15 protein-coding genes and 1 pseudogene are annotated in these 19,051 nt (G+C 75.2%); 4 read left to right on the plus strand and 12 right to left on the minus strand.

Features of this window, described 5'->3' with window-relative positions; translation table 11 throughout:
• Positions 1 to 72: 72 nt before the first annotated feature.
• Positions 73 to 2,076, minus strand: coding sequence for an ATP-binding protein (locus ACFZBX_RS33865; protein WP_391537632.1), 2,004 nt, complete (start codon positions 2,074 to 2,076; stop codon positions 73 to 75).
• A gap of 319 nt (positions 2,077 to 2,395) precedes the next feature.
• On the opposite strand from ACFZBX_RS33865, the gene gabT reads away from it, so the two are divergent.
• Together gabT and ACFZBX_RS33875 are read left to right on the plus strand one after the other, a co-directional pair.
• Positions 2,396 to 3,736: a 4-aminobutyrate--2-oxoglutarate transaminase gene (gene gabT, locus ACFZBX_RS33870; protein ID WP_391537633.1), complete on the plus strand. Its 1,341-nt coding sequence runs from the start codon at positions 2,396 to 2,398 to the stop codon at positions 3,734 to 3,736.
• Positions 3,737 to 4,177: 441 nt separating this feature from the next.
• Positions 4,178 to 4,825, plus strand: coding sequence for a phosphatase PAP2 family protein (locus ACFZBX_RS33875; protein ID WP_391537634.1), 648 nt, complete (start codon positions 4,178 to 4,180; stop codon positions 4,823 to 4,825).
• Here ACFZBX_RS33875 and ACFZBX_RS33880 read toward each other — a convergent pair.
• Positions 4,822 to 5,160, minus strand: coding sequence for a DUF2218 domain-containing protein (locus ACFZBX_RS33880; RefSeq protein WP_391537635.1), 339 nt, complete (start codon positions 5,158 to 5,160; stop codon positions 4,822 to 4,824). The genes ACFZBX_RS33875 and ACFZBX_RS33880 overlap by 4 nt on opposite strands.
• Before the next feature lie 239 nt (positions 5,161 to 5,399).
• Here ACFZBX_RS33880 and ACFZBX_RS33885 point away from each other — a divergent pair.
• Positions 5,400 to 5,621 (plus strand): annotated as a pseudogene (locus ACFZBX_RS33885) (MarR family winged helix-turn-helix transcriptional regulator); the annotation flags it as partial.
• A 124-nt stretch (positions 5,622 to 5,745) separates the two neighbouring features.
• Here ACFZBX_RS33885 and ACFZBX_RS33890 read toward each other — a convergent pair.
• The gene (locus tag ACFZBX_RS33890; protein ID WP_391537645.1) at positions 5,746 to 6,699 is read right to left on the minus strand and encodes an EamA family transporter; all 954 of its coding nucleotides are present in this window, start codon (positions 6,697 to 6,699) and stop codon (positions 5,746 to 5,748) included.
• A gap of 121 nt (positions 6,700 to 6,820) precedes the next feature.
• Here ACFZBX_RS33890 and ACFZBX_RS33895 point away from each other — a divergent pair, with 121 nt between their 5' ends.
• Positions 6,821 to 7,726 carry a LysR family transcriptional regulator gene (locus ACFZBX_RS33895; protein WP_391537636.1) on the plus strand — a complete coding sequence of 302 codons (906 nt, stop codon included), beginning with the start codon at positions 6,821 to 6,823 and terminating at the stop codon, positions 7,724 to 7,726.
• A 27-nt stretch (positions 7,727 to 7,753) separates the two neighbouring features.
• Here ACFZBX_RS33895 and ACFZBX_RS33900 read toward each other — a convergent pair whose 3' ends face one another.
• From ACFZBX_RS33900 to ACFZBX_RS33940, 9 genes are all read right to left on the minus strand, one after another.
• Positions 7,754 to 8,530 (minus strand): ZIP family metal transporter, encoded by a 777-nt coding sequence (locus ACFZBX_RS33900; RefSeq protein ID WP_391537646.1) that lies wholly within the window; start codon positions 8,528 to 8,530, stop codon positions 7,754 to 7,756.
• A 217-nt stretch (positions 8,531 to 8,747) separates the two neighbouring features.
• Complete coding sequence (locus tag ACFZBX_RS33905) at positions 8,748 to 10,400, minus strand: restriction endonuclease (RefSeq protein WP_391537637.1); 1,653 nt, start codon at positions 10,398 to 10,400, stop codon at positions 8,748 to 8,750.
• A 125-nt stretch (positions 10,401 to 10,525) separates the two neighbouring features.
• Entirely contained in the window at positions 10,526 to 12,283 is a 1,758-nt protein-coding gene (locus ACFZBX_RS33910) for a hypothetical protein (RefSeq protein ID WP_391537638.1), read from the minus strand.
• A 197-nt stretch (positions 12,284 to 12,480) separates the two neighbouring features.
• The gene (locus tag ACFZBX_RS33915) at positions 12,481 to 12,795 is read right to left on the minus strand and encodes a cupin domain-containing protein (RefSeq protein ID WP_391537639.1); all 315 of its coding nucleotides are present in this window, start codon (positions 12,793 to 12,795) and stop codon (positions 12,481 to 12,483) included.
• 171 nt (positions 12,796 to 12,966) lie between these two features.
• A complete protein-coding gene (locus ACFZBX_RS33920) occupies positions 12,967 to 13,623 on the minus strand; it encodes a YigZ family protein (RefSeq protein WP_391537640.1) in 657 nt (218 codons plus the stop codon).
• A 125-nt stretch (positions 13,624 to 13,748) separates the two neighbouring features.
• A complete protein-coding gene (locus tag ACFZBX_RS33925) occupies positions 13,749 to 15,041 on the minus strand; it encodes a DUF6986 family protein (protein ID WP_391537641.1) in 1,293 nt (430 codons plus the stop codon).
• Positions 15,042 to 15,084: 43 nt separating this feature from the next.
• A complete protein-coding gene (locus tag ACFZBX_RS33930) occupies positions 15,085 to 16,581 on the minus strand; it encodes a DUF2637 domain-containing protein (RefSeq protein ID WP_391537642.1) in 1,497 nt (498 codons plus the stop codon).
• A 180-nt stretch (positions 16,582 to 16,761) separates the two neighbouring features.
• The gene (locus ACFZBX_RS33935) at positions 16,762 to 17,427 is read right to left on the minus strand and encodes a LuxR C-terminal-related transcriptional regulator (RefSeq protein WP_380763893.1); all 666 of its coding nucleotides are present in this window, start codon (positions 17,425 to 17,427) and stop codon (positions 16,762 to 16,764) included.
• On the minus strand, positions 17,379 to 18,791 hold the full coding sequence (locus ACFZBX_RS33940; protein WP_391537643.1) for a sensor histidine kinase: 1,413 nt from the start codon (positions 18,789 to 18,791) through the stop codon (positions 17,379 to 17,381). The genes ACFZBX_RS33935 and ACFZBX_RS33940 overlap by 49 nt, the downstream gene beginning before the upstream one ends.
• Between the last annotated feature and the right edge of the window lie 260 nt (positions 18,792 to 19,051).

A 19,051-nucleotide genomic window follows, 5' to 3' on the forward strand; every position in this document is an offset into this window, starting at 1 on the left:
TCCCACTTCTCATTATGGACGCCTCGGACAACCAGCACTGCCGAATCCACCTCGAAGGCGGGCTCCCTCTCCCTAATCCCTGAGGTCGACCAGCAGCGGCGGCACCTGCTCCCCCGACACCGCCGTCAACGACAGCACCGCGTGCCCGGCCGGCAGCGCGTGCGCCAGGTCCGACGGGGACCAGCGCAGCCGTTCCACCTCCCGCGTGGTCACCGACTCGGTCTGCGCGGTCGTCCCCGACAGCGCCTTGCGCCCCAGCCGCCCGGCCCGCCGCACGATCCCGCCCGAGGTGTCCGGGGCCAGCGTCACCGCGGTCTCCCGCACCAGGTGGGTGCCCCAGGCCTCGGAGAACAGCCGGCCGTCCCACGGCGCGATGCCCGGGAACGCCGCCCGGCATCCCACCGCCCCGAACAACGGCGCCCGCAGCGCCTCCGGCAGGTCGACCAGCGTCCGCAGCAGCAGCACCACCCCGGCGTTCGCCCCGCGCAGCCGCTGCAACCCGCGCACGATCCCGGCGTCCAGGGCCGCCGAGGCGTCGTCCACCACCAGCCCCGCGAACAGCGACCGGTCCCCCCGGGCCCCCGCGGCCTGCACGAACTGGCCCACCAGCAGCCGCGACAGCATCCGTGCCGCCTCCGGGTGGCTGCGCTCCGGAAGCTTCACCCGCACCCGCAGCGGATGGTCCAGCACCCGCATCGCGAACGGCGGACGGCCCGTGCCGTCGGTTGCGAACACGCCCTCGAACGCCGGCCGGTCCAGCAGCGCCAGCCGGTCCGCCAGCAGCGCCCCCGGATCGTCCGCCCGGCCGCCCTGGCGCTCCCGGTGCTCCAGGTCCCGCTCGTACGAACCCAGCCGCCCCGCCGCCCGCAGCCCCTTCACCAGCGACTCCAGCGCCTCCGGTTCCCCGGCCAGCAGCGCCCGCAGCTCGCGCACGCCCGGGTAGCGGCCGAACGCGGCGTGGAACGGGCCCACCATCTGCTGCAACGTCGTCCGCGCCGTCTCGGCGCGCGCCGTCAGCTCGTCCGGCAGCAGCGCCTCCGCCAGCCGGGCCGCCGCCTCGTCCGGGTCCTGCGCCGCGCCGTACAGGTCCAGCCCGTAGCGGGACCCGGCGTGGCCCGGGGCGATCACCACGTCGTACCAGTCGTCCGGCCCCAGGTCCGCCTCCGACGACCCGATCACCACCGCGCACGCCGTCCCCGCCAGCGCCTGGAGGCACAGCGCCTCCGCCACCGGTCGGGCCAGCCGCGCCGTCTTCCCCGTCCCGGCCGGGCCCACCGCCAGCAGCGAGGTGCCCAGCACCGCCGGGTCCAGCGCGAAGCCCGCCGACCGGTGGGTCAGCGGGTTCTTCGGGACGTCCTGCGCGGTACCGAGCCGCACCTGGGCCAGCAGCAGGTCGTGCCGCTCCGCACGCCCCGGCAGCTCGCGTACCTCCGAGGGGTGCGCGAACGCGGCCGCGCCGCGCAGCGACACCTGCTCGACGAAGGCCGGCAGGAAGGCCCGGTCCGCCTGGGCCGACTCCCACGCCCGCTGGATCCGCACGTAGTCGACGTCCCCGACCGCCTCGGCGTCCAGCCGCCCGGCCGCGACCGCCGCCCCGCCCTGCCGCAGCACCGCCCACGGATCCCGCTGCCGCGCCACCTCCGCCTGCTCCTCCGCGGCCGCCGGCTCCTCCTCCGTCACCGTCCGCGACAACAGCGGCACCGCATACCGCCGCCACACCTCCACCCACCGCCCCATCCGGCCGAAGACCTTGATGACCACGGCGAGCACGACGGCGTTGACCGACAACCCGACAACGGTGACGGCGGTGGTGGAGGGATGATCCACCCACACCGTCAGGACGATCAGATGCAGAGCCAGCTGTGTGCCGTAGACAAAGGCGAACCACCCCACCACCGCGTTCAGTCCTGCGCGCACAAGCAGGGGCCAGGTGGGAACCTTCGCCGCCTCGGCGCGGTCGGGGTCGATCTGCCGGTAGCCCTGGCGGAAGACGCCCGGGGCGGCCTCCGGCCGCGGGGCGGCGACCCAGGCGGCGAGGTCGAAGGACGCGCGGGCCGGGGGGCGCGGGTGTGGCATCGGGGTGGGCGGAGTGTAGGAGGGATGAGGGCTGGCGGTGGTCCGCTCGCTGTGGCTCCGTGCCCCGTCCAGTCCCATGTACGGCCCCGCTCCCTCGCCCGCCGGCCCGACCGCCGTCGGTGCCGCCCATACCCATGCCGCCGCCCCGGCGACACGCCCGCGCTCAATGTAGTGGAGCGCGGCCCGGCGGTCGTGGCGCCGACCGCGCTGGCCGCCCCGGACAAGTCGGACGGCCCACTGCTACCGAGTGGCGCATGCCCGCCCGGAGAGCGCCGCCGTAGCCTGCGAACTACCGAGCCGAGAAGTCTGGAGAAAACCCATGAGCGCCGCAACGCCGCTCCCGCAGGAGCGCCGCCTGGTCACCGCGATCCCCGGTCCGAAGTCGCAGGAGCTGCACGCCCGCAAGCTGGGTGCGGTGGCGGCCGGCGTCGGCACCACCCTCCCGGTGTACGTGTCCCGCGCCAACGGCGGCGTGCTGGAGGACGTGGACGGCAACTCGCTGATCGACTTCGGCTCCGGCATCGCCGTGACCAACGTCGGCAACAGCGCCGAGGCCGTGGTGGCGAAGACGACCGAGCAGCTGGCCGCCTTCACCCACACCTGCTTCATGGTGACCCCGTACGAGGGTTACGTGGCCGTGGCCGAGCAGCTGAACGAGCTGACCCCGGGCGACCACGAGAAGCGCACCGCGCTGTTCAACTCCGGCTCCGAGGCCGTCGAGAACGCGGTGAAGATCGCCCGCGCCTACACCAAGCGCCAGGCCGTCGTGGTGTTCGACCACGGCTACCACGGCCGCACCAACCTCACCCTGGCGCTGACGGCGAAGAACATGCCGTACAAGCAGGGCTTCGGTCCGTTCGCCCCCGAGGTCTACCGGGTTCCGGTCGCCTACCCCTACCGCTGGCTGACCGGTGCGGAGAACTGCGCCGCCGAGGCCGCCGCCCAGGCGATCGACACCATCAACAAGCAGATCGGCGCCGAGAACGTCGCCGCGATCATCATCGAGCCGCTGCAGGGCGAGGGCGGCTTCATCGAGCCGGCCAAGGGCTTCCTGCCGGCGATCGTGGAGTTCGCGAAGGCCAACGGCATCGTCTTCGTCGCGGACGAGATCCAGACCGGCTTCTGCCGCACCGGCCAGTGGTTCGCCTGTGAGGACGAGGGCATCGTCCCGGACCTCATCACCACCGCCAAGGGCATCGCCGGCGGTCTGCCGCTGTCCGCGCTGACCGGCCGCGCCGAGATCATGGACGCCGCGCAGACTGGCGGCCTGGGCGGCACCTACGGCGGCAACCCGGTGGCCTGCGCCGCCGCGCTGGGCGCCATCGAGACCATGAAGGAGCAGGACCTCGTCGGCAAGGCGCAGCGGATCGGCGAGATCATGCTGGGCCGCCTGCGCGCCATGCAGGAGAAGTTCGACATCATCGGCGAGGTCCGCGGCCGCGGCGCGATGATCGCCGTCGAGCTGGTGAAGCCGGGCGGCAAGGAGCCGAACACCGAGGCCACCGCCGCGATCGCCAAGGCCTGCCACGCCGAGGGCCTGGTCGTGCTGACCGCCGGCACCTACGGCAACGTGCTGCGCTTCCTGCCGCCGCTGGTGATGCCGGAGCACCTGCTGAACGAGGGCCTGGACATCCTCGAGGGCGCGTTCGCCACCGTCTGATCAGGCCCGCGGCCCCGTCGCCGCGCCGAAGACCCGCCGGAGGGATGTCCGGACAGCGCCGAACGGCCCGTGGGGACCTCGTCCCCACGGGCCGTTCGGTTCGAACCCGGCGTGACGCCACCGGCGCGGACGGTGAAGATGGTGTGCGGAATCGCTGAAGCTCCTCGGCGGCGAACGGACCTTGACGTAGTGTCATCACAGATGGACAGCGAGCCCCAGCCATGGGCGGATCCGTCCGCGGCACCGCCCTCCGGGACGGCTCCGCGTGAGGGCCGCGAGGACAACCAGGCCGTCCCGTCGGGGGCGGTGCACACCGAAAGCCGATCGACCGGCCGTCCGACCCACACCCCCCGGGACGCGCGGAGCGGCGATCATCAGGGCCGCCCCGGAGCTCTCCCCCCTGCTCCGGGGCGGCTGCCTCGCGTTCTCGCCCACCCGGCGGTGCCGGTGGTCCTGGCGCTGGTGCTGGTGCTGGTGTCCTGGCAGGTCGCGGTGGACGGGCCGCTGCTGGAGCTGGACCACTGGACCCGGCACGCCGCCCGGGAGATCCGGCACAGCCTGCACAGCACCCTGCTCAACCACCTCGGCAAGGCGTTCTCCGACCTGGGCGGTGGCCCGGTGGTGGTGCCGGTACTGCTGCTCGGTGCGGCGGTGGCGGCCTGGCGGGAGTGGCGGGCGGGGTTCGCGCGCTGGTGGCTGCCGATCCCGGTGGCGGTGCTGACGGCCGGGCTGATCCCGCTGCTGGTCGTTCCGGCGAAGGCGTGGTTCGCGCGCCCCGGCCCGTTCGGGCTGCCGCTGGCGGCGGACCAGTGGGGCTGGTACCCGTCCGGCCACACCGCGACCGCCACGCTCGGTTACGGGGTGGCGGCGCTACTGCTGGCCCGGACGGCCGGCCCCCGGACGCGGCGACCGCTCGCCGCCGGGACGGCGCTGCTGGTGGCGGGCGTCGGGTTCGGGCTGGTGTGGAGCGACTACCACTGGCTGCTGGACGTGGTGGCCAGCTGGTGCCTGGGCGCCCTGGTGCTGTGGGCCCTCGCCCGGTGGCCGCTCACCGGCCGCCCCGGCAAGGACCCGGGAAGCACGTCCTAACCCTCGGCCGAGGCCTCGTCGTTGCGGTGGACGTGGCCGGCCTCGCCGTTGTCGCGGTGCCACTCGACGACCAGTTCGTCGCGGGCGCCGAAGCGGACCAGGTGGCGGCCGACGACGTCCTCCAGGCCGGGCAGGTTCTCGGTGGTGCCCTCGACGGCGAGCAGCAGGGCGTCGGGGACGGCGTCCAGGGTGGCGGTGCCGTGGCCGAAGACGAGGGTGCCGTGGCCGGTCTCCTCGGACCAGTCGGCCTGGATCTTGCGGCCCATGTGGGCGGCGAGCTGCTTGGCGTAGCGGGCGGAGCGGTCGGTGGCGACGCGGGCTTCGGAGCGGGGCACGGGCTCTCCAGGGTCGGGGGAGGGAACTTAGGGTGCCCTCACTCAGGCCTACGCTAACCCAGATGCTGAGTCATGCTCAACATTTTTCCGGGCGGCTCGGGACCGGCCGATACCCTGGGTCGGACACCTGCCGAGGAGAGCCGCCCATGACCACCACGCCGACCGACGACGCGGCGGGCTCCTCCCCCGTTCCGGGCCCGGCGGACGCCCCGGACACCGCCGCCGAGCTGGCCGACGCGATGACCCGGGCGATCAAGCGGATCCGCCGCCGCACCAGCGAGCGGCTGGAGCCGTACGGCATCACCCCCGGCCAGGGCCGCGCCCTGCGGGCCCTCGCGCACGCCCCCGGCTGCGAGCTCCCCGACCGCGCGATGCGGCTGAGCGACCTGGCCGACCGGCTGCACATCGCCCCGCGTTCGGCCACCACGGTGGTCGACGCCCTGGAGGAGGCCGGCCTGGTCGAGCGGGCTCCGGACCCGGCCGACCGCCGTGCGGTGCGGATCCTCCTGACGGCGGCGGGCCGCTCGGCGGTGGAGCGGATCGGCCAGGTCCGGCACGAGGTCGCCCAGGAGTACTTCGGCCCGGTCAGCCCCGCCGAGCAGGACGCGCTGCTGAGGGCGCTGCGGACCGCCGAGTCCGCGTACGCCGCGACCGCCGCCCCCACCACCGCGCCGCGCCGGACAGCGTCCCCGGGCGCAGCGCGGTGACCCCGATCCCCGCCACCACCAGCAACGCGGCACCCGCAGCGAGCGGGCCGACCGGCTCGCCGAGCAGCAGCCACGCCGAGGACATCCCGAACACCGGCACCAGCAGCGAGTAGGGCGCGACGGCCGTGGCGTCGTAGCGGCGCAGCAGGTAGCTCCAGGCGACGAAACCGAACAGCGTGGAGACCAGCCCGACGTAGCCGATCGCGCCGACTCCGGCGAAGCCGATCCCGCGCAGCGCCCGCAGGTCGGCCTCCGGGCCCTCGACCAGCAGCGAGAGGGCGAGCAGCGGCAGCGGCGGCACGGCGCTGACCCAGACCATCCAGCGCAGCGCGTCCGGCGGGGCGGCCTTGCGGGTCAGCACGTTGGACAGGCCCCAGGCGGCCGCGGCGAGGACGACCAGGGCGAAGGCGCCGAGCGGTCCGCCGAGGCCGCGGTCGACGGCGCTCAGGCCGATCCCGGCGAAGGCGACGGCCAGACCGGCCAGCCGCTGCCCGCCGGGCCGCTCGCCCAGCAGGACACCGGCGAACAGGGCGGTGAAGACGGCCTGTCCCTGGAGCACCAGGGAGGAGAGGCCGGCCGGCATTCCGGCGTGCATGCCGAGGAAGAGCAGGCCGAACTTGACCACCCCGAGCACCACGCCGACCGCGAGCACCCAGCGCCAGGCGACCTTGGGCGGGCCGACCAGGAAGACCGCGGGGACGGCGACCACCGCGAACCGCAGGGCGCAGAACAGCAGCGGGGGGAAGTTCTCCAGGCCGACGTGGATGAGGACGAAGTTGAGGCCCCAGACGGCGGCGACCAGTACGGCCAGGGCGATGTGACGCGGTCTCATGCCGCCGGTCGTGCCGCCGCCCTGGGCGGCCTGCGGGGATGCGCTCATGGGTCGAGGATGGCCGCCGGTGACCGTGTAGCACCAGCGATGAATTCTGAAGGAAACGCTTTAGCATGGCTGCATGATGGATCTGGGGCGCCTGCGGGCGCTGCACGCGGTGGCGGTGCACGGTTCGGTCGGCGGGGCGGCCGCGGCGCTCGGCTTCACGCCGTCCGCGGTCTCCCAGCAGATCGCCAAGCTGGAGCGGGAGACCAGGACGGTGCTGCTGGAGCGGCAGGGCCGCGGGGTGGTGCTGACGGACGCGGCGCGCGAACTGGCGACCACCGCGCAGGCGGTGCTCGGCCTGGTGGAGCGGGCCGAGGTGCGGCTGGAGGAGCAGCGCGGCCAGGCGGTCGGACGGCTGCTGGTGGCCGCCTTCGCGACCGGGGCGCGCGGGCTGATGCCGGGGGTGCTGGCCGATCTGCGCGAGCGCTGCCCGGACCTGGACGTGCGGCTGCTGGAGAGCGACCCGTACCCGGCGGCCGACCTGGTGGCGCGCGGGGAGGTCGATCTGGCGCTGGTCCAAGACTGGCCGACGGTGCCGCTGCCGGTCCAGGACGGCCTGTCCAGGATGGACCTCGGCGAGGACCCGGTGGACCTGCTGCTGCCGGCCGGCCACCCGCTGGCCGCGCTCGCGACGGTGCCGGAGGAGCGGCTTCGCGGGCAGCGGTGGACCAGTGTGCCGCCGGGCAACATCTGCCACGACTGGCTGGTCCGGACGCTGCGCGAGGCCGGCGAGGAGCCGGACGTGCGCTACCAGGTCGGTGAGTTCGAGACGCAGATCGCGCTGATCGCGGCGGGCCTGGGCGTGGGGCTGGTGCCGCGGCTGGGGCGGGGCGCGCTGCCGCCGGGGGTGGTCGCCCGGCCGGTGGCGCCGGAGCCGGCCCGGCGGGTGTTCGCGCTCTGGCGCTCCCAGGCCTCGCGCCGCCCGGCGATCACCGAGGCGCTGGCCGCGATGCGGGTCCGCTGGGACGCCCTGGGCGGCTGACCGGCCCGTGGCCCGCCCGCCGCGGCGTCAGCCGGCGAAGCCGATCACCAGCCACATGAAGCCCACCCCGGCGAGGGTGCAGAGCAGTGTGGTCCGCGAGGGGTGCGGGCTGTGCGCCTCGGGCAGGATGTCGGAGGTCGCCAGGTAGAGCAGGAACCCGGCGAAGAACCCCAGGTAGAGGCCGAGCAGGTGCTCGGAGATGGTGAACAGCAGGGTGATCGCGGCACCGGTGACCGGGGCGAGCGCGTCCGCCGCGAGCAGGGTCAGCGCCCGCCGCCGGTTGTTCCCGTAGAGCCGGGTGAGCGTGTACGTGTTGAAGCCGTCGGCGAAGTCGTGCGCGACCACGGCGATCGCCACCACCGTCCCGACCGTCGTCCCGGCCTGGAAGGCCGCGCCGATCGCGAAGCCGTCCATCACGCTGTGGCCGACCAGGGCGAGGGCGGCGGTCAGGCCGACGCCCTGGTGCCCGTTGACTCCGGAGCGGGCACGGCCGTGGGCGTGCCCGTGGGCCGGCTCCTGGGCCTGTCCCTGCGCGGAGCGCTGGCCGTGGGTGTGCTCGGCGTACTCCGCCTCGTGGCCGCGGTGGATCGCCACCGCCCGCTCGACGATGTGGATGGCGAGGAAGCCGGCCGCGAACATCAGCAGCGCCTGCGGCACCCCGTGGACCTCCTCGGGCGCCTGGTGCAGCGCCTCCGGGAGGAGGTCGAAGGCGACCACCCCGAGCATCAGCCCGGCGGCGAAGCCGAGCACCAGGTGGCGGCGGTCCCCGGTGCGCTGCGCGACCCAGCCGCCGATCAGCGTCATCAGGAACGCGCCCGCGGCGACCAGGACCGCGGTCACCGGTGCCACCCCGTGACGGACCGTCTGTTCACTCGTCTCCCCCCGTGTTCCGACGTCCCCGGGCCGGCCGGCGACCGGTGCCGGACGGCCGTGTCCCCCAGCGTCGGGCAGCCCGCCGGCCGACGCCCGCCGGACGGGCCGTCGGGGTGAGCCCGCGGACCGGCGGCGGCCGGGGCGCGGCTCAGCGCCCGGCGGCGAGCGGCAGGCCCAGCTGGGTGCGCGCCAGCTCGCGCACGCCGTCCCCGTCGACCAGGTGGATGTGCCGGTGCCCGCCCGCGCCGGTCAGGTCGAGCGCCCCGTCGGTGAAGTGGCCGGTGGTCAGCCGCAGCCCGCGCTCGGCGGCCTCCTCGCGGACCGCCTCCGCCAGCGTGTGGATCTCCTCCTCCCCCACCGGTCCGTCGCCGCGCGAGGCCCAGACCACCCAGCGGCCGGGCAGCGCGCTGCCGGCCGGCCCCTCGCCGGTGGCCACCAGCCCGGCCGGGCCGCGCAGCCGCACGCTCCACTGGCCCAGCCCGCCGCGGGTGAGCAGCTCGCGGACCAGCTGGGCGAACTCGTTCGCCGACAGGTCCGGCGCGGCCGGGACGGTGGCCGCCGCCTGCGCGGCCGGCTCGACGCCCGCCCGGCCGTAGGGGTCGGGGCTGACGGCGGCGCCGAGCCCGCGCAGCCGGACCAGGGCCTCGTCCTGCTCGGCGTCCGCGTAGACGCCCTCGCCGTCGGGCTGCTCGTCGGGGTCGGCGGGCGGCAGCAGCCTGGTGCGGGCCAGGGCGTCGCGGTCCGCGTCCACGCTGACCAGACAGAGCGGCTCGGCCCCGGCGGGCTCGCGCAGCCAGCCGTTGAGCACGACCCCGGCGAGGATCTCGTCGGTGTCGACGGCGTCGGCGGCCTGCAGAGCGCGCAGGGCGAGCCGGGCGACCAGCCGCAGGTAGTCGGCGGACCGGTCGGCCGGCGGGCGCGGCACCGGAAGGCTCTCGCCGTCCGGGCCGAGCCGGTAGCCGGTCAGCGAGGGCACCACGTCGAGGGCCGGCAGGTCGAGGTCGAGCACGGCGGTGCGGGTCAGCGGCCGGTAGACGGCGCGGCAGGGCGCCGGCAGGTCCTGGGTGTGGGTCTCGGCGGCGGCGAGGGCGCGCTCCAGCAGTGACTCGACGGCGGCCGGCTCGGCCTGCCGGTAGGCGCGGCGGCACTCCTCCAGCGACTCGTTGTACTCGCGCACCGCGCGCGCCCGGGCCTCCTCGGCCTCGTGGTGGGCGCGCCGGGACTCGTCGGCGACCGGGTCGACGGCGTCGGCCTGCCGGGTGCGCCATTCGCGCAGGGCGCGCTGGTGGGCGAGCCGGGCCTGGGCCAGCTCGCGCTGGTAGCCGGAGTCGAGCAGCCGGCGGGACGGGGCCTCGTCGGGGTCGGCGGCCGGCGGCCCTTCGGGCGCGAAGTCCTCCCAGCGCGGCTCCGGGTCCTCGCCGCCCGCCGTGTCCGGCCCGTCGGCCGGGTAGGGGCGCGGTTCGTAGCGGCGCAGCTGGCTCTCGAAGTCCATGGCCGAGACGGGCAGCGCGGTGCGCCGGAGCAGGCCGGCCAGCCGCTCCTGCTCGGCCTGGACGGTGAGCGTGCGGTGGTGGGTGAGCGCGGCGGCCCGGGCGTGGGCGGCGACGGCCTCGTCGCCGCCCACGCCCGGCGGACCGTCGGGTGACGGGCCGTCCGAGGGGCCGGACGGGCCGCCGGGGGGCCGGACGGTCGGGCCGTCGTCCTCCGGCTCGACCCCGAGGTCACGGAAGACCGAGGCGAGGAAACCCGGTTGGGGGGCCGTGACAGCACCGTCGGACTGGCCGTCTGCTGAGTACTGCATCGGTGGTCGTTCCCCCATGCTCGTCCGGGCCTGCCCGGGGGCGGTCGGCGACCCGTCGGCCACCCCGAGGCCCGCCCCCTTCCGGACATTGTCCACCGAACGGGCGCACCGGTCAGCCAAGCCTCTCAGTTGGTGCGGGTGTTGGTCAGGTGCAGCCCGATGTAGCCGACATAGATCCGGCCACTGCCCGAGCAATCGTCGAGGTAGTGCAGCCGGGGCGCGGTGCGACCGCCGCCGATCCGCAGGTGCGCGCCCATGAACGCGCGCCGGGAGGCGTCCACGCATTCCGGAACCGGGAGCATCCGTTCTCGTTTCCACTTGGCGTGGCTGTGCACCGTCCGGGACTCGCCGCGCACCGCCTTGCGGGGCGGGAAGCGGTGGCAGCCGGCCGGGGTGCGCTCGCACCACTGCTTGAAGTCGCCGCCCGCCTGGCCGCGCACGGCGGCCTCGGCGTACTCCTGGAGCGCGGTGAGGCCGTCCCAGGTCAGCCGGGCCCAGCCGCCGCCGGCGCAGCGCAGTTCGTCGAGGGCGAGCGCGGCCTTCTGGTCGCCGGTGAAGGTGAGCAGCGGGAACTCGCCGAGCCGCTCCATCAGCTCGGTGAAGGTGAGCGGGACCGCGCTGCGGCCGCCGGGCGGTCCGGCGCGCCGCCGCCCGGACCTGCGGGTGGGCGCGGCCGGCGCGGTGAGCGCTCCCGCGCCGCCCGGCGCGGCGCAGAGCCGGCCGACGGACACCCGCCCCTGACCGGGGCCTACCGCCCGTCCGGTGGTGGTTCCGCCCGGCAGCGCCTTGGGCTTGGGCCGCTCGTGGCGGCGTTCCCGGCGGCCCTCGTGCCGGGCCGGGTGCGCGACCCGCCCGTGTTCCTCGCGCCCGTGGGCGGGCCCGGGGGGTGCGGCTTCCGGGGCGGGACGGGGTACCCGCAGGGCGGGGACGGCCGCCAGCACCGGTGGCAGCGGCCGTTCGGCGGCGAGCCGGCGCGGTTCGCGGGCCAGCAGGGCGGCCGCGCGGCGCGGGTCCTCCTCGATCCGGTTCCGCGCCAGCACCGGGTGCCGGCGGCCGTCCCGCCGGGAGGCCGGGTCGACCTCGGGCAGGTAGGTGCGCACCGCGCCGCCGTAGACGGCGTGGTACTCGAGGGCAACGTTGAACCTGGTCCGGGCGTCGGCGTCGAGGACGTACAGGCCGGCGAGCCCGGGCAGCTGGTCGCAGAGCGGGCCGACGACGTCCGCGAGCCACTGCCCGGCGCCGTGGCCGGCCGGGACGCTGGCCACCACGGTGGGCATCCGGCGGTCCGGGTCGCAGAGCTCGTCGACGAGCCGGTCGACCCCGGCTGCGGTGAGCACCCGGGGCGCGGCCGGTAGGGCGGCCGGGCCGTCGGCCGCGTCCAGCAGGGGCAGCAGGGCGCGGACCATTTCGGGCACCGGCACCCGGCCGGGGGTGCGCACACCGCTGCCGGTGGTGTGGGTCGCGGCCTCCAGCCGGAGCCAGGTCGGGCCCGTGGCCCCGGTCGCCACGGTGAGGGTGAGCCGGTCGGTGCCGTGCGGGGCGGGGGTGGCGATCCGTCGGCGGTCGTAGCGGCCGCCGGGCGGCGGGCCGTCGAGTGGGCCGCCGAGCGGGCCGCCGTCGCGGTCCAGCAGGACGCGCTCGCCGAGCCGGAGCCGTTCGGCCGCGGGCGCGCCCGGGCCGGCGGGGGCGGTGGGTTCGAGGGGCGGGGGTTCCTCGCGCCATTCCCGCTTCAGCCAGGCGGCGAGGCACTGGTCGGCGAGGGCGAGGGCGTCGGTGTGCGGGAGGGCGGTGGTGACGGTCATCCGGTAGGGCGTCGCTGGTCCGCCGGGGCCGGAGGGGCCGGCCTGGGCGGGAAACGACGACGAGGAGCGTTCCGAGGTCATGCACATACCTCCGGGTTCGGTGGTGGGGTCCCGTGTCCTCCATCGATGGGTCATTGGTCCGGTTCGCCGGACCTGTGCCCAGGAAACGCCATGGCCCGGAGCGGAAGTTCCAACTCCGGGCCACGTCACTACATTCGGGTGAATCTGCTCAAGCCGTCCGGCGCGGACGACGAGGATCTGCTGGGGCTGCGACGGGGTCAGTCGGCGCGGTGTCCGGCGCCGCTGCGGCTCCACCCGGGCACCGGCACGGGCACCGCGAGCGGGCGGCCCGCCGGTGCCTCGTAGCGGGCGACCAGGACCACCGGCACGGTCCCGTCGTTCCGGCCGACGTGGACGTGCACCGGCCCGGCGTGCTCCACCAGGCAGTCACCGGCGTGGCTGACCTCCACCCGGCCGTCGTGCAGGGTCCGGGTCAGCGTGCCGGCGAGCACCACGACGTCGACCCGGCCCGGGTGGTAGTGCCAGCCGGTGCTGTCCCCCGGGCCCAGGGTGATGGTCCGGACGACGGGCATCGCGGTGTCGGCTCCCTGCTCGGCGGAATCCGACCAGGCTAGGCAGGGCGCCCCGGCCCCGAAACCGGGTGGCCGGAAACCGGCCGGAAACCGCCCGAAAAGCTGTCCGGAACCGGTACACCTGTACGGTTCCGCCCGCCGGACGGTCCGCCGCCCGCGCCGGGCGACCGCTCAGACCGGCACCTCGACGTAGGTACGTCCCGCCGCCACCGCGACCGCCGTCCCACCGGTCGCCTCGGCCAGCCAGGTGTGGAACGCCGCGACCTCCGGCTCCGGCACCCCGACCTCGATCCGCACCCCGGCCGCCTCGTAGGCCAGGTCGCTCACGGTGAACCCGGCCGCCCGCAGGTCGTTCTCCACCCGCCCGGCCCGGGTGTGGTCCGCCGTCACCGCGAGCAGCGCGACCGGCCGCCGCTCCAGCAGCCCGACCTCGTCCAGCGCCTCCGACACCGCGCTCCCGTACGCCCGCACCAGACCGCCCGCGCCGAGCTTGATCCCGCCGAAGTACCGGGTCACCACCGCGACCGTGTCGGTGACGCCGCGTCGGCGCAGGACTTCCAGCATCGGCACGCCCGCCGTCCCGCCGGGCTCGCCGTCGTCGCTGGAGCGTTCGCGGCGCTGCTCGTCGCCGACGACGAAGGCGGTGCAGTTGTGCCGGGCGTCCCAGTACTGCTTGCGGATGCCCGCGATGAACGTCTGGGCCTCCTCCTCGTCGGCGACCCGGGCGAGGTGGCAGATGAACCGGGACTTCTTGATCTCCAGCTCGTGCGTGCCCGCGTTCCGGATGGTCAGGTACGGCCTGGGGGTCGGCTCCGGTGTGGCGGACATGGCGCGGCGGTTCTCCCGGACGGCGACGAGGGGCGGGCGGCGCGGCGCACGCCGGGCGACGAATCGCCCGGGGACCGCTCCGCCAGCCTAACCCCCGGCCGGTCGCGGACCGGCCGCGATCGGCTTCAGCGGCGGCTGGCGAGAGCCTCCAGCGCTGCGCGGTCCAGGCCGGTCGCCTCGCCGGCCTCGGCGGCGTCCACCGCCCCGCAGTCCAGCCCGCGCAACAGGTAGCCGCTCAGCGCCCTCGCCGTCGCCGGCTCGTCCAGGACGGCACCGCCCGCCCCCGCCACGTAGGCGGCCAGCCGGGCGGCGGCCGGGGCGAAGCCCTCCCGGTAGAAGGAGTAGACCGCGGCGTACCGGGTCGGCAGGTGCGCCGGGTGCATGTCCCAGCCCTGGTAGTAGGCGCGGGCGAGCGAGCGGCGGACCAGGCCGTGGTGGAGCCTCCAGGCGGCGTGCACCTCGGCGGTGGTCCCGCCCGGGACCACGTTGGTGGAGCCGTCCGAGAGCCGGACCCCGGTCCCGGCGGCGGCCACCTGCATCACCGCCTTGGCGTGGTCGGCGACCGGGTGGTCCATGCTCTGCCGGTCGGCGGCGACCCCGCACGCCGCGCTGTAGTCGAAGGTGCCGTAGTGCAGACCGGTGGCCCGCCCCTCGGCCGCCTCGATCATCCGGGCGACGGTGGCCCGCCCGTCCGGGCCGAGGATCGCCTGGGTGGTCTCGATCTGGATCTCGAAACGGAGCCGGGCGGCCGGCAGCCCGGCGGTGCGCTCGAAGTCCTCCAACAGCCGGACCAGCGCGGTGACCTGCTCCGCGTAGGTCACCTTGGGCAGGGTGAGCACCAGCCCGTCGGGCAGTCCGCCGTGGGCCAGCAGGGTGGCGAGGAAGAGTTCCAGGGTGCGGATGCCGCGCTCCCGGACGGCCGCCTCCAGGCACTTGACCCGGATGCCGACGTACGGCGGGGCGCCACCGTCGGCCACCGCGGCGGCGACCAGTCCGGCCACCCGGACGGCGTCCGCGTCCTCCTCGGCGCCGGGCCGCCGCCCGTAGCCGTCCTCGAAGTCGATCCGCAGGTCCTCGACCGGCTCGCGCTCCAGCTTGGCCCGCACCCGGCGGTGCACCTCGGCGAGCAGCGCGTCGTCCGACACGCCGAGCGCGCGGGCCAGCTCGGCCGGGGTCCCGGCGTGGGTGTCGAAGGCCTCCAGCGCCCGCCGGCCCCAGGTCCGCACCGTGTCGGCGCCGAAGACGTCGGCCGGCACGTAGACGGTGTGGACCGGCTGACGGCCGCCCCGATCGCCCGGGTAGCGGCGGGCCAGCTCGGCGTCGACCGGCGCCAGCAGCGCGTCCACGGCCGTTCTGGCGGCGGCGGAGAAACCAGCTCCGCCCGCCGGCCCGGCTCCGCCCGTCCCGATCTGCGCCATCCGCCGCTCCTCAGGCAAACATCCGCGCGGTCGCCCGCGCCCGTCAGTCCCTCCCGGAAGCCGCGTACCGGTCCCGCAGCTCGGGGATGAGCCGATCGACGTCCTTCGGGTGCACCGCCCCGTCCGAACGGCTGCCGCTCACGCCGAACTCCCGGGTCAACCAGTCCGCGAGCCGCTCCGCGTTGGGCTGCTGCCCCTCGTGGCTGTCGAGGTAGCTGACCAGTCCCTGGTATGCCAACTCCGGGTCCAGCCGGTACGGCCCCGGCCGCAGCGGGCGCTCGACCGCCACCGCCTCCTCCGGGAACTCCCGCAGTTCGTCGAAGTCCGGCTCCTGCGGGAACTCCTCCGGGTAGTCGGCGTACGGCGGCGCCTCTTCCTCCCCGTCGACACCGCGCGCGACGACGGCCTGATGCGCCTCCTGCGGTTCCTCCGCACCGGTCGGGCGCGGCGGCTTGAACCACGGAGAGGCCTGACCCGGCACCCGGCCGCCCGGCGCGGCATCGCTCGAGTGTCCGGTCGTCCGCACGGCACGCTCGGTCCAGACGTTCAGCTCGTCCCTCGGCTGCGGCGGGACCGCCTCCTCGCCCTCAGGCTCCTGCGCCGCCCGAAGCCGGACCTGGGCGAGCTTGGCGAGCATCGGCGCCGCGACCTCAGCTGGCAGGGGCTCCGGACTGGCCGGCACCGACTCGGCCTCGGGCCGGGCCTGCTCCTCCTGCCGCCCCGGCTCCTCCAGCCCGGTCGGCCCGAGGGCCGCCGCCGCACGGCTCTCCGCCAGCGCCCGGGCCTCCTGGGCGGCCAGGGCCTCCGCGCGGGCCGCCGCCTCGGCCTCCCGAGCCTCCTTCACCTCGCGCGCCGCCTGCGACTCCTCGTCCATCCGGTCGAACACCGCCGGGTCCAGCGGCACCCCGTACTTGGCCAGCTTCAGCGGCAGCAGCGCCTGGATCGGCGCCGCACGGCGCCAGCCCCGCCCGTACCGGAAACGCAGCTGCGCCCGGTAGACCAGCCGGTTCTGCTCCAGCCGGACGACCTCGTCGTACGAGCGCAGCTCCCACAGCTTCATCCGCCGCCAGAGCCGGAAGGTCGGCACCGGGGACAGCACCCAGCGCATCACCCGGACCGACTCCATGTGCCGGTCCGCCGTGATCGCCGCGATCCGGCCGACCGCGTGCCGCGAGGCCTCGACCACCACGACGAACAACAGCGGGATGACCGCGTGCATGCCCATCCCGAGCGGGTCGCCCCAGGAGGCCGCGGCGTTGAAGGCGATCGTCGCGACGGTCAGCAGCCAGGCGGTCTGCCGCAGCAGCGGGAAGGGTATGCGAAGCCACGTCAGCACCAGGTCCAGCGCGAGCAGCACCACGATGCCCGCGTCCACGCCGATCGGGAAGGCGTAGGAGAAGGCACCGAAACCCTTCTCCTCGGCCAGCTCCTTGACCGCGTTGTACGAGCCGGCGAAGCCGATCCCTGAGATGACACAGGCCCCGGCCGCGACCAGGCCGAGCAGGACCCGGTGGGCCTTGGTGAGCGATGGGCGTGCCATTACGTCTATCAACCCCTGGATGTCGGCTGCGGCCGTACGCTGCCCCGGCTGCCGGTTCCCGCGAGTCGGGGCGCCGGACGGCTGAGGCACCTCCGGGCTCGGCCCACCGGAGTTTACTCGTACACCTGTCCCAGCGTTCTCGCAGCCCGGGCCGTCACACCACCGCCGACGGGCGGCCGGTCAGACGGTCCGCCCCGCCGTGCCGTTGAGGTACGCCAGCACGGCCATCACCCGGCGGTTCGCGTCCTCCGCCGGGGCCAGTTCGAGCTTGGTGAAGATGTTGGCGATGTGCTTGGCCACCGCGCCGTCGCTCACCGTCAGCCGGCCGGCGATCGCCGAGTTCGAGCAGCCCTCCGCCATCAGCTCCAGCACCTCCCGCTCACGGGGCGACAGCCGCTGCAAGGGGCCGGGTCGGCGGGAGGTGGTCTGCATCAGCTTCGCAATGACGTCCGGGTCCATCGCGGTCCCGCCGGCCGCCACCCGGCGGACCGCGTCGATGAACTGGTCGGCGGCGAAGACCCGGTCCTTCAGCAGATAGCCGATCCCGCCCGTGCCGTCGGCCAGCAACTCCCGCGCGTAGAGCTGCTGGACGTGTTGCGACAGCACCAGCACCGGCAGGCCGGGGATCTCCCGGCGCGCCTTCAGCGCGGCCTGCAGACCCTCGTCGGTGAGCGTCGGCGGCAGCCGGACGTCGACCACCGCCACGTCCGGACGATGCGTCAGCAGCGCGTCCAGGAGCTCCGGGCCGGTCTCGACCGCGGCGGCGATCGTGAAGCCGTGCGCTTCCAGCAGGCGGATCAGACCTTCTCGAAGGAGGTAGAGGTCCTCTGCGAGGACAACTCGCACGGCAGCTCCAAGGTGATGGTGGTCGGACCGCCCGACGTACTGTCGATGGCGAGGACACCGTCGAAGGTACCCAATCGGCGTTCGATCCCGCGCAGCCCGGTCCCCCGGGCGGGATCCGCCACGCCGACCCCGTCGTCCGTCACCGTGACCCGCAGCCGGCCCGCCCGGTAGAGGATGTCCACCCAGACCTGCTCGGCACCCGAGTGCTTGGCCGCGTTGGCCAACAGCTCGCAGACGCTGAAGTACGCCGTGGCCTCCACCGGCGCCGGGAGCCGGTCCGGCAGGCTCACGAAGACCTCGGTCGGCAGCGCGCTGTCCAACGCCAGCGCCCGCACCGCGTCGCCCAGCCCGCGCTCGGCCAGCACCGGCGGATGGATGCCGCGCACCAGGTCGCGCAGCTCCTGGAGCGCCCGCGCCGAGGACTGCCGGGCCTCGGAGAGCAGCTCGCGCGCCGCCGCCGGGTCGGTCTCCATGAGGTGCTCGATGGTGCCCAGCGTCATCCCGATCGCGACCAGCCGCGCCTGCGCCCCGTCGTGCAGGTCCCGCTCGATCCGCCGCAGCTCCGCCGCCTGGTTGCCGACCGCGTCGGCACGGGTCTCGGTCAGCTCGGCCACCCGCCGGGTCAGCTGGGCGTGCGTGGCCCGGCCGTCCTGGTCCAGCACCCGCCGGGCCACCTCCGCGTACGCCCGCACCGCGTACGGCGCCAGCAGCACTCCCAGCGCCATCAGCCCGAGCCCCAGCAGGACGGAGAACAGCGCCGTCACGGCGCCCGTGGAGGTCGGCCCGTAGGACTCGTAGCTCAGCACCGCCACGACCAGGTACGTCACCCCGCCCGCCAGCAGCCCCGCCACCATCGCCCCGAGCGCGACCACCAGCAGCGGGCCGATCACCAGCCAGAGCATCTCGGACCGGGTGGCCCGGTCCCGCACCGCCCAGTGCAGCAGCTGCGCGAGCCGGGCGACGTTGTGGGAGCGGTGGTAGGAGTAGCCCGTCCACCAGTGACCGCGCTCGTCCATCTCCAGCGCCGGCCGCGGACTGTACGAGACCGGCACCCGGATCCCGTACCAGTTGGCGAGCCGCTCCCGCGTCCGACGGGCGGAGGGGCGCACGAACACCCCGGCCAGCGTCAGACCCGCCACCACACCGGCGAACAGCGCGAACAACGCCGCCGGGTAGTAGGCCTCCAGCATCCACGCGACGGTGGCGCCGGCGAACAGCGCACCGACGACCGGCACCACCACGGCCGGGACCGTGCCCAGCACCAGCAGCGACAACCGGACCAGCCCGACGCCCCCCGCCACGAGCGCCGCCTCGGTCCGGACGCGCACGCCACCGCCCCCGCTGATCCGACTCTCCGTTGCCACGCATGCTCCTGTTGCCGATGCCGATGATGATGCCGATGCCGCAGACCGGCTCCGATCGTCCTGGCCCAGTTTTCCCCGCACACCCGCCCGCGCGCACTGGCCGTCCCACCCGACTTTGAGGTGGTGCTAGGTCCACCCCCGCCGGCCTGATGCCGCTGGCGGCCCCCCTGGAAATGCGAAAAGCCCCTGCCGGTATCCCCGGCAGGGGCTTCTCAGAAGAATTGTTCGGCGGCGTCCTACTCTCCCACAGGGTCCCCCCT

It is taken from the genome of Kitasatospora sp. NPDC008115 (assembly GCF_042957205.1).
In the GTDB taxonomy this organism is placed as follows: domain Bacteria; phylum Actinomycetota; class Actinomycetes; order Streptomycetales; family Streptomycetaceae; genus Kitasatospora.

Excerpts from the sequence above, each read along its gene's own strand:
- ACFZBX_RS33925 (WP_391537641.1), bottom strand. The coding sequence starts at position 15,041 with ATGGCGCAGATCGGGACGGGCGGAGCCGGGCCGGCGGGCGGAGCTGGT.
- ACFZBX_RS33905 (WP_391537637.1), bottom strand. The coding sequence starts at position 10,400 with ATGCAGTACTCAGCAGACGGCCAGTCCGACGGTGCTGTCACGGCCCCC.
- gabT (WP_391537633.1), top strand. The coding sequence starts at position 2,396 with ATGAGCGCCGCAACGCCGCTCCCGCAGGAGCGCCGCCTGGTCACCGCG.
- ACFZBX_RS33910 (WP_391537638.1), bottom strand. The coding sequence starts at position 12,283 with ATGACCTCGGAACGCTCCTCGTCGTCGTTTCCCGCCCAGGCCGGCCCC.
- ACFZBX_RS33920 (WP_391537640.1), bottom strand. The coding sequence starts at position 13,623 with ATGTCCGCCACACCGGAGCCGACCCCCAGGCCGTACCTGACCATCCGG.
- ACFZBX_RS33930 (WP_391537642.1), bottom strand. The coding sequence starts at position 16,581 with ATGGCACGCCCATCGCTCACCAAGGCCCACCGGGTCCTGCTCGGCCTG.
- ACFZBX_RS33895 (WP_391537636.1), top strand. The coding sequence starts at position 6,821 with ATGATGGATCTGGGGCGCCTGCGGGCGCTGCACGCGGTGGCGGTGCAC.
- ACFZBX_RS33900 (WP_391537646.1), bottom strand. The coding sequence starts at position 8,530 with ATGACGCTGATCGGCGGCTGGGTCGCGCAGCGCACCGGGGACCGCCGC.
- ACFZBX_RS33865 (WP_391537632.1), bottom strand. The coding sequence starts at position 2,076 with ATGCCACACCCGCGCCCCCCGGCCCGCGCGTCCTTCGACCTCGCCGCC.
- ACFZBX_RS33915 (WP_391537639.1), bottom strand. The coding sequence starts at position 12,795 with ATGCCCGTCGTCCGGACCATCACCCTGGGCCCGGGGGACAGCACCGGC.
- ACFZBX_RS33890 (WP_391537645.1), bottom strand. The coding sequence starts at position 6,699 with ATGAGACCGCGTCACATCGCCCTGGCCGTACTGGTCGCCGCCGTCTGG.